Below are 10,000 nucleotides of genomic sequence, written 5' to 3'. Positions count from 1 at the left end.
TACGCTGAGCTAAACCATCTCCACCGCGCGTTTGCTGCGCATGGCTTTTTCGACGCGGACCTCCGGGTCTTTGAGAAACTTCCGATAAGCGACAGAATCCGCAGGATAAAGCGCGATCTTGCCCGCGTGATTATAATGCGCCCCGAAGCCATAGGTCTTGGTCAGGGGCGAGGCGCGCATGCACGGGTGCCCTTTGGAGAGAAACGCCACGCGCGCCTGCTGATCCGCTGTATCGAGGCCGTGTTTCAGGCAATGGACGGTAAAGTTCAGATCATCCAGCGTCAGCTCGTAAGGATGTTCCGACAACAGTTCATAATGCAGCCGCGCCAGGGTCGGCGGGCCGTCACGGCGGGGCGGTTCGACCCCCATGCGGTGTTTCGAGTCTTCGGCGATGGCGATGAAGGTGTTGCGGATCATGGCGTCGTCCCTGTGTCGCGGCCTTTGGGACAGTGACTATACGCCTGTCTCAGGCCGTCTTGAAGAGGCCACGCTGCCGCAGGATCAGGCAAAGACTCAATGCGGGAAGCCCGGCCACCGCCGTGCCGATAAAGAAGATCTGATAGGCCCCAAACAGGCCGTGCGCCGCTGTCAGGCCATCAACGATCTGCCCCGAAAAGCCTTTCAGCAGCTTGCCGGTCAGGTCGGCCGCCGAATACATCAGGGCAAAGTGGGTGAGGGTGTGTTCCTTCACGGTCAGGCGCGTCAGAAAGGCGATAAAGGCCGTTTCGGCGACGCCATTGGCGATATTGTCGATGATCAGCGTGCCGCCGAACACGGTGACATCTCCCGGATGCGCGGCCATCAGGGCAAAGCAGATATTGGACAAAGGCCCGGTCACCGCCCCCAGCCAGAAGGCGCGCTCAACCCCCAGCCACAAAAGACACGCCCCGCCCAGCGCTACCCCGGCGAACGAAGCCGCCAGCCCGATGGTCGAACGCACATAGGCGATATCGGCATTGCTGAGGCCCGTATCGCTGTAGAGCGGCCCGGCCACCGGCCCGATCAGATAATCGGGCAGGCGGTAGAGCGCCACGGTCGCCAGCACCCACCACGCCAGTCCTGCATGTTCCTGAAAAAAACTTTTCAGTGGCACGACGACATAGGTGTCAAAGCTGTAGGGCACCGGCGGCGTCAGGGCCTCGGCGCGCGACGGCCGCGCAAATAGGGTTGCGGCCACACCGACCAGCATCAGCACCGCCAGCCCGGTTACCGTGGCCGGCCAGCCGAAATGGTCTGCGGGAATAAGGATCAGCGAGCCGGAGACGATGGCCGCGACCTTATAGCCGAGGGAATAAATCGTCGGATTGAGCGCCTCCTGCGCCTGTCCCTCGGTCTGCTCGATACGCCAGGCGTGGATGGCGATTTCCTGCGAGGCGGCGCACAGCGCCAGCAGCAGGGTCACGGCGACAAAGGCCCAGATATTCCCCGTAGGGCCGATGGCGGCCATACAGATCAGGCTGAGGATCACCCCGCCCTGCGCCAGCAGCATGAAGGACCGCCTTTGCCCCAGCCGCGCGTGCAGGAGCGGCAGGCGCACCTTGTCCATCCACGGGGCCCACACGACCTTGAAGCCGTAAAACAGGCTGATCCAGCCCATATAGCCGATGACGGTCAGGCTTGTGCCCTCTTCGCGCATCCAGAAGCCGAGCGTGGCGCCGGTCATCAGAAAGGGCAGGCCTGCCGAAAACCCCAGCACCAGCAACAGCCAGGCATTGGGCGTTTTCAGGGCGCGGAGGATGTCGCGGAGGGTGGGCTTATCGGCAGAGGACATTTGGCTTTAACCCGCTCTCCCCAGTCGCGGGGAGACGCACAGAAAAAGCGATTCTCCGCCGTCTGAACAGGTTTTCTTTCCGTGCAAACCTTGCTTGGCCGGACGCACCTCTCTATGTTCGCGGCCATTCTGGAGTCCGGCATTTTCGAACATGACCAAAGAGCCCTTGTCCTTTCAGGACCTTATCCTGACCCTGCACCATTACTGGAGCCAGCAGGGCTGCGTGATCCTTCAGCCCTATGACGTCGAAGTCGGCGCAGGCACCCTGCATCCGGCCACCGTCCTGCGCGCGCTGGGCAAGAAGCCGTGGAAGGCCGCCTATGTGCAGCCGTCGCGCCGTCCAGTCGATGGCCGCTATGGCGAAAACCCCAACCGCCTTCAGCACTATTATCAGTATCAGGTGATCCTGAAGCCGAACCCCGACAATCTTCAGGAGCTGTATCTCGGCTCGCTGAAAGCCATCGGGCTCGACACGGCGCTGCACGACATCCGCTTCGTCGAAGACGATTGGGAAAACCCGACCGTGGGCGCGTGGGGCCTTGGCTGGGAAGTGTGGTGCGACGGCATGGAAGTCACGCAATACACCTATTTCCAGGGCGTCGGCGGCATTGAGGTCGATGTGGTGTCGGGCGAACTGACCTACGGGCTGGAGCGTCTGGCCATGTATCTTCAGAACGTCGATAACGTCTATGATCTGAAATTCAATAATGACGGCGTAAAGTATGGCGACGTGTTCAAGGAGCAGGAGCGCCAGTTTTCGGCCTTCAACTTTGAAGCGTCCGATGTGGCGACGCTCAAGCGGCAGTTTGAGGACATGGAGCGCAATGTTCTGCGCATCCTCAATACCGAAAACAGTCTGGGCTATAAGCTGGTCCTGCCGGCCTATGACCACGTTTTGAAGGCCTCGCACCTGTTCAACCTGATGGATGCGCGCGGCGCCATCGCGGTGGCCGAACGGCAATCCTATATCGGCCGCATCCGCGACCTCTGTAAGGCCTGCGCGCTTGAATGGGCCGCACAGGAGGAAGCGCGATGAGTGTAGCATTCTTCTCCTCCCTGCGTGAAGCGTGGGAGGGCCGGGCGGCCGGTGCCGGACCGCGAAGCGGTGGAGGGGGGCTACTCCAAACATCGGCGTGCGCTGCCCTTTCCGTGTTATCCCCCTCCGTCTTCGCCGCCTGCGGCGGCAAATCCACCTCCCCATCGCTGCGCGAAAGGGAGGAGAGAAGATAAAATGGCTCAGTTACTTATCGAACTTTTCTCAGAAGAAATCCCGGCGCGTATGCAGCTTCAGGCCGCGCGCGATTTCGAGCGCCTGTTCGGCGATCGCGCCAAGGCGCAGGGCCTGACCTGGGACAGCCTCAAGGCCTATGTCGGTCCGCGTCGTCTGGCCCTGCACGTCGAAGGCCTGCCGCTGGAACAGGCCGCCGTCACCGAAGAGGTCAAGGGCCCCAAGGACGGCGCACCGGAACAGGCCATGGCCGGTTTCCTGCGCAAGGTCGGCCTGACGCAGGATCAACTGGTGCTGGAAAACGGCGTGTGGATGGCGCGCATCGAAAAGCCCGCCAAGAGCACGGCCGAGGTCCTGCCCGGCATCCTCGAAGACGTTATCCTGACCTTCCCGTGGCCCAAGTCGATGCGCTCAGGCACGTCGAGCTTCCGCTGGGTGCGCCCGCTGAAGCGCATCCTGTTCCTGTTTGACGGCAAGGTCATTCCGCTGAGCGTCGGCGGCGTCACCTCGGGCGACCTGACTCAGGGCCATCGCGTCCTGTCGTCCGGCGAAGCCTTTGCGGTCAGGGACTTCGCCGATTATCAGCAAAAGCTGCGTGATAACTTCGTCATCCTCGACCACATTGAGCGTCAATCCTTGATTTTGGATAAGGCCAACGAGGCCTGCGCCGACGCGGGCTGCGCCCTGATGGACGATCATGGCCTGCTGGAAGAGGTGGCTGGCCTCAACGAATGGCCGACGCCGCTCTTGGGCGATATGGACCCGAAATTCCTCAGCCTGCCGCCTGAGGTCATCAAGACCTCAATGCGCACGCACCAGAAATACTTCGCCGTGCGCGATCTTTCGACCGGCAAGATGGCGGCGAAGTTCGTCATCGTCGCCAATCAGCTGGCCAGCGACGGCGGGGCGGAAATCCGCCGCGGCAATGCCAAGGTGCTGTCGGCGCGTCTGTCGGACGGCGTCTTCTTCTGGTCTGAGGACAATCGCAAAGGTAATTTCGACGCCTGGCTGCACAAGCTGAACGGTGTGACCTTCCACGCCAGGCTGGGCACGATGGCGCAGCGCGTGGCGCGCATCGAAGCGCTGGCACAAGTCATTGCCCCGCTGGTCAAGGCCGACGTGTCGCTGGCCACGCAAGCCGCGCATCTGGCCAAGGCCGATCTGGCCTCCTATATGGTCGGGGAATTCCCGGAACTTCAAGGGGTTATGGGCGGTTATTACGCCGAAGCGGCCAAGCTGCCCGGCGACGTGGCCGAAGCCATCCGCGAACACTATAAGCCGCAAGGCCCGTCGGACTCGGTGCCCGAAGGCGCGGTGTCGGCGGCCGTGGCGCTGGCTGACAAGATCGACACGCTGGTCGGCTTCTTCGCCATCGACGAAAAGCCGACGGGGTCGAAAGACCCCTATGCCCTGCGTCGTGCCGCTCTGGGGATTTTGCGCATCCTGCGTCAGCACAATGTGCGCGCCTCGCTGTCGGAGCTGGTCGCTGCCTGGTATCAGTCGCTGCTGATCTATGCCGGCGAAGGCCGCGCCGTCTATGTCGATACGGACAACTGGCGCGGTTCGGCCGGGCCGCGCTGGGCCGAGGGCGAAACCGAGGTCTATGACAACTATCTGCGCGACTTCCGCGCCGGTCTGCTCGAAAGCCCGGTCTTTGTCATACCGACCGACCGTGACTACGATCTGGACCTGCAATTCGAGCATGTCACCAATACGCCCAAGGTCGATAACGCTCTGCTCACCTTCCGCGATTTCCGCGCGGTGTCGGCGGAGTTTGCTGACTTCTTCGCCGATCGCCTGAAGGTCATGCTAAAAGACGAAGGCGTGCGCTTCGACGTGGTCGAGGCGGGGTTTGCGGTCAAGGACGACGACATGGTGCGCACCGTGGCGCGCATAAAGGCGCTGGAAAACGTGCTGGCGTCGCCGGCGGGTACTGAGCTTCAGGCCGCCTATACGCGCGTGGCCAATATCCTCAATGCCGAGGCGAAGAAGGGCGCTCTGCCGACGGCGGAGCCGAAGCTGCTCAGCAGTGCCCCGGAGGTCGAAACGGCCCTGACGCAGCAGGTCATCGCCCTGACGCCGGTGCTGGAGCGGCTGATCGACGCCGAACAGTTCGAAGAGGCGCTGGACAAGCTGGCGGGTTTGCGCGGGGCGGTCGATGCCTTCCTCGACGGGGTGCTGGTCAATTCCGACGTGGCGGCTGAGCGTGAAAACCGCCTGAGCCTGTTGTCGGCCCTGCGGCGTCTGTTCGACGGCGTGGGTGATCTGTCCAAGCTGGCGTAGGCTAAATCCACCTCCCTGTCGCGCAGCGATGGGGAGGAGGGATTTCGAATTACATAAAAACTTATTCCGCAGCGTTCGCGCGCGCGTGTACCTTTGCCCTCAGTATCCGGCCGTGCCTGCCGGGTGAACAGATACGCCTATCTGATTGAGGAAAGAGGGATTTTCGATGTCGAAGTCATGGGTTTACGCATTTGCCGCCGGTAAGGCCGATGGCGATGCCTCGATGAAGAACCTGCTGGGCGGCAAGGGGGCCAATCTGGCCGAAATGTCGTCGCTGGGGCTGCCGGTGCCGGCGGGTTTCACCATCACCACCGAGGCCTGCGTCCATTACTATCAGAACGACAAGACCTTCCCCGCCGGGCTGGAAGCGCAGGTGCAGGCGGCTCTGGCCAATCTGGAGGCCGTGACGGGCAAGGGCTTTGGCTCGGTCGAAAACCCGCTGCTGGTTTCTGTGCGTTCGGGCGCGCGCGCGTCGATGCCGGGCATGATGGATACGGTCCTCAATCTGGGCCTCAATGATCAGACGGTCGAAGGGCTGGCCGCCTTGACGGGTGACCGCCGCTTTGCGCTCGACTGCTACCGCCGGTTCATCACCATGTACTCGAACGTCGTGCTGGGCGTCAGCCACCACGGTTTTGAGGACATTTTGGACGACCATAAGGACCGTCTGGGCGTCACGGTGGACACCGACATCACGGCGAAGGACTGGGAGCGCGTCATCGGCGACTATAAGGCCAAGGTGCGTGCCGATCTGGGCCACGACTTCCCGCAGGACCCGCAGGATCAACTGTGGGGCGCGGTGAAGGCCGTGTTCGGTTCGTGGATGAATGACCGCGCCAAATTCTACCGCAAAATGCACGACATCCCCGAAGACTGGGGCACGGCCGTCAATATTCAGTCGATGGTGTTCGGCAATATGGGCGACACCTCGGCCACGGGCGTCGCCTTTACGCGCAACCCTTCGACCGGTGACAACAATCTCTACGGCGAATTCCTGCTCAATGCGCAGGGCGAAGACGTGGTGGCGGGCATCCGCACGCCGCAAACCCTGACGAAAAAAGCCCGCGAAGAGATGGGCGAGCGCAACCCCTCGATGGAAGAGGCCTTGCCGGAGGTCTTCGCGCAGTTCCGCTCAACCGTTGAGACGCTCGAAAAGCATTACCGCGACGTGCAGGACGTGGAGTTCACGGTCGAACAGGGCAAGCTGTTCATGCTGCAAACCCGCAATGCCAAGCGCACCTCGCGCGCGGCGTTGAAAATCGCCGTCGATATGGCCAAGGAAGGCCTGATCACGCCGCAGGAAGCGCTGATGCGCCTCGATCCCGGCGCGCTGGATCAGCTTTTGCACCCCATGCTGGACCCCAAGGCCGAGCGCACCCTGATCGCGCGCGGCCTGCCGGCCTCGCCGGGCGCGGCCTGCGGCAAGATCGTCTTCACCGCCGATGACGCCGTGCGTCTGGCGGCGGCGGGCGACGACGTCATTCTGGTGCGCGATGAAACCTCGCCCGAAGACATCCACGGTATGCACGCGGCCAAGGCGATCATCACGGCGCGCGGCGGTATGACTTCGCACGCCGCCGTTGTGGCGCGCGGCATGGGCCGTCCCTGCGTATCCGGGGCCGGGGAAATGGTCATTTCGACCGAGCGCGGCGAATTCAGCGCGCGCGGTCAGACCTTCCGCTTCGGGGACATTGTGACGCTCGATGGCTCCAGCGGCGAAGTGTTCAAGGGCTCAATTCGCATGATCGAGCCGGAATTTTCGGATGACTTCCATCAGATCATGAGCTGGGCCGACGAATTCCGTACGCTGAAGGTGTTGACCAATGCCGAAACCCCGGCGGACGCGCGCACCGCCATCGGCTTCGGCGCCGAAGGCATCGGGCTGTGCCGCACCGAGCACATGTTCTTCGACGAAGACCGCATCAGCGCCGTGCGTGAAATGATCCTCGCTGATGACGAAGCCGGTCGCCGCAAGGCCCTGGCCAAAATCCTGCCCATGCAGAAGACCGACTTTGTCGAGCTGTTCAAGATCATGAATGGCCTGCCGGTGACCATCCGCCTGCTCGATCCGCCGCTGCATGAGTTCCTGCCGCACACGCCGGAAGACATCAAGTTGGTGGCCGAAGCCGCGGAAGTGCCGGAGGAAAAACTCCTGAAGCGCACCAAGGAACTGTCGGAAACCAACCCCATGCTGGGCTGGCGCGGCTGCCGTCTGGGCATCACCTTCCCGGAAATCTACGAGATGCAGGTGACGGCGATTTTTGAAGCCGCCTGCGACGTGAAGGCCGAAGGCTTCGACCCGCAGCCGGACATCATGCACCCGCTGGTCGCCACCAAGGAAGAAATGGCCAAGCTGGTCGCTATGACCAAGGGCATTGCCGAGGGCGTGCTCAAGGCGCGCGGCGTTGAGGTGGCGTACAAGGTCGGCACCATGATCGAGCTGCCGCGCGCGGCTTTGCTGGCCGACAAGCTGGCCGAGACGGCGGAATTCTTCTCGTTTGGCACCAACGACCTGACCCAGACCACCTATGGCATCAGCCGTGACGACTCGGGTCGCTTCCTCAACCCCTATATCGAAAAGGGGATTTTCGAGAAGGACCCCTTCGTCAGCCTCGATCCGGACGGCGTGGGGCAACTGATCGACATCGCCCGCACCAAGGGCCGCACGACGCGCCCGGACATCAAGCTCGGCATCTGCGGCGAACATGGGGGTGATCCGGCCTCGATCGCCTTCTGTCAAAAGGTCGGCCTCGACTACGTGTCGTGCTCGCCTTACCGCGTGCCGGTGGCGCGTCTGGCCGCCGCGCAAGCCGCGATTTCGGCAAAGTAAGACGGTTACAGTACCCGACTGGAAGAAGCCCGGCCCTCCGCCGGGCTTTTTTCGTGGCGGAAAGGGATCGCATTTCCCCTCTCAGGCGTATGTCTTGGCGCTGTCACACGCGCCGTCTAACTTATCGCTCTCCGGCACGCTGCGGCCTATTGTCAGGTGTCGGGATTTGGGCTTTAGTTGTTAACACTTTCAGAATTTCGATTTTCCGGGAACTTGGCATGTCGTCCAAAACAGTATGGGGACTGGGACTGCTGCTTCTGACCGCCGGGGCAGGGGTGGGGCTTTATAAACAGCTTCCGGCCATGCCGCAGGCGCTGGAAGCACGGGTCGCCGACGCGCTCAAGGCCGAGGGGCTGGGCGACATCGCCTATGAGGTCGATGGCCTCAATGTGCGCCTCAGCTTTAAAACGCAGGATTTTCGTCCCGGCGTCACCGCCGATGAGCGAAAGGCGCGTCTGATGCAGGCCGCCGCCGCCGTGCGCAGCCTGCAACCGGAACTGCCGCCGGAAATCGAGGTCTATGTCCCGAAGGGCGAGGGGTATCTGTACGGGCCGGCGCTGCAAGTGCTGACCGACACAAGCGAAACGCCGATGCGGGTGTCTATGGGGAAGACCGATCATGCTTTATCTGATCTTTGAGCTGCGCTGGCTGCTGCTGGGTGCAGCGGCGCTGGGCCTGTGTACGGGCTTTCTCGCGCGTCGTGCAGGGTAGGGGAAACATATGTACTTGCTGATCGCACAATCGGCGGCCCTGCTTCTGGCGGTCTTCCTGTTCAGTGGTTTTGTGGGCTGGCACCTGTCGCCCAAGCCGAAGCGCGCCGCGCGCCGTATCTCGATCTTTGATGAGGCTCCGGCTTCTATCGTTGATTCCACCTTTGATGCGCTGCTGAACGCCCCGGCGGCGGAACGCCCGGTGGCAGACCCGATGGTTGCCGCCGCTCAGGCGCTGAATGCCTCGCGTCAGGCCGTTCAGACGCCCGCCGCACAGGCAGACGCCCCGCGTCCGTCGGCGGACATCATCCCGCTGCGACCGGTCGCGGCTGCCCCGGTCGCGCAACCGGCCGCTCCGCAGCCCGCACCCGTGGGCGTCTCCACCGAGCTGGAGCCTGCCATCATGGCCGGGATCGAGCGGACCGAAGCGCCGGCCGTGGCCGCCCCCGCCCTGGCGGTCAAGGCTGAACCGGTGACGGAACTGCTCGATCGCACCTCACGCCCCAAGGCCTCGCTTCTGTCGTCCATGACGCCGGAAAGCGTGCGTGCGGCGGTGGAGCAGGCGGGCACCGGCCTTGAGCCGCATCGCCTCAGCGCGCCCGAAGGCTATCCCGACGACCTGACGCTGATTTCGGGCATCGGTGCCGATAATGAGCGCGAACTGAATATGCTGGGCATCTATCACTACTGGCAGGTGGCGAGCTGGACGCCGGAACACGTGGCCTGGCTGTCGGCGCGCGTCCATTCGGCGCCGCGTATCGTGCGCGAAAACTGGATGGCACAGGCGGCGCGTCTGGCGGGTCGCGCGGCGTAAGCTGGTGCTCGGCAATAGAGGAAAGCCGGTGGGTTACCCGCCGGCTTTTTTTATTGGCCACGAAAAATCACGAAAAGACGCAGGCGAATATCTCGGCGCGCAGCGCCTGTTCTACGCGATATGCAAAGGCCCTGCTGGCAACGCAACTTCCGCTATTTTTTGTGCTTTTCGTGCTTTTCGTGGCTAAAACCCTATCCTCTCGGCAAACTTAACCCCAGAGACGGGCTAAAGCGGAAGCGGTCGCGGTCATAGGCGTAAAGCTCTGCCGGGCGGCCGCCGGTATCGTCACGCATGATGCCGGTCGGGCGCACAAAACCGGTGCGTTCCAGCGCGCGGCGGAAGTTCTGCTTGTGCAGGGGCAGGC

Annotated in this window: 7 protein-coding genes and 1 pseudogene; 5 read left to right on the top strand and 3 right to left on the bottom strand. The window is 62.7% G+C overall.

The annotated features are described in order from the left end of the window. Positions 1–9 precede the first annotated feature (9 nt). Together LDL37_RS01465 and LDL37_RS01460 are read right to left on the bottom strand one after the other, a co-directional pair. The gene (locus LDL37_RS01465; protein WP_290793285.1) at positions 10–417 is read right to left on the bottom strand and encodes a DUF6157 family protein; all 408 of its coding nucleotides are present in this window, start codon (positions 415–417) and stop codon (positions 10–12) included. 49 nt (positions 418–466) lie between these two features. After that, on the bottom strand, positions 467–1,771 hold the full coding sequence (locus tag LDL37_RS01460; RefSeq protein WP_290793283.1) for an MFS transporter: 1,305 nt from the start codon (positions 1,769–1,771) through the stop codon (positions 467–469). Between the two features lie 151 nt (positions 1,772–1,922). Here LDL37_RS01460 and LDL37_RS01455 point away from each other — a divergent pair, with 151 nt between their 5' ends. The 5 genes from LDL37_RS01455 (at position 1,923) to LDL37_RS01435 (ending at position 9,636) form a co-directional block, all read left to right on the top strand. Continuing rightward, positions 1,923–2,807, top strand: a complete 885-nt coding sequence (locus LDL37_RS01455) for a glycine--tRNA ligase subunit alpha (protein ID WP_290793281.1) — start codon at positions 1,923–1,925, stop codon at positions 2,805–2,807. Between the two features lie 195 nt (positions 2,808–3,002). Beyond that, a complete protein-coding gene (gene glyS / locus LDL37_RS01450; protein WP_290793279.1) occupies positions 3,003–5,282 on the top strand; it encodes a glycine--tRNA ligase subunit beta in 2,280 nt (759 codons plus the stop codon). A 166-nt stretch (positions 5,283–5,448) separates the two neighbouring features. Continuing rightward, positions 5,449–8,112, top strand: coding sequence for a pyruvate, phosphate dikinase (gene ppdK / locus LDL37_RS01445; RefSeq protein ID WP_290793277.1), 2,664 nt, complete (start codon positions 5,449–5,451; stop codon positions 8,110–8,112). 218 nt (positions 8,113–8,330) lie between these two features. After that, complete coding sequence (locus LDL37_RS01440; RefSeq protein WP_290793275.1) at positions 8,331–8,750, top strand: hypothetical protein; 420 nt, start codon at positions 8,331–8,333, stop codon at positions 8,748–8,750. 82 nt (positions 8,751–8,832) lie between these two features. Then, positions 8,833–9,636, top strand: a complete 804-nt coding sequence (locus LDL37_RS01435; RefSeq protein ID WP_290793273.1) for a hypothetical protein — start codon at positions 8,833–8,835, stop codon at positions 9,634–9,636. 191 nt (positions 9,637–9,827) lie between these two features. Here the strand turns inward: LDL37_RS01435 and LDL37_RS01430 are convergent. After that, positions 9,828–10,000, bottom strand: a pseudogene (locus LDL37_RS01430) (NAD regulator); the annotation flags it as partial.

The sequence above is a fragment of the Asticcacaulis sp. genome (assembly GCF_020217185.1).
Lineage (GTDB): Bacteria > Pseudomonadota > Alphaproteobacteria > Caulobacterales > Caulobacteraceae > Asticcacaulis.
This window is presented reverse-complemented; position numbering and strand designations above follow the sequence as displayed.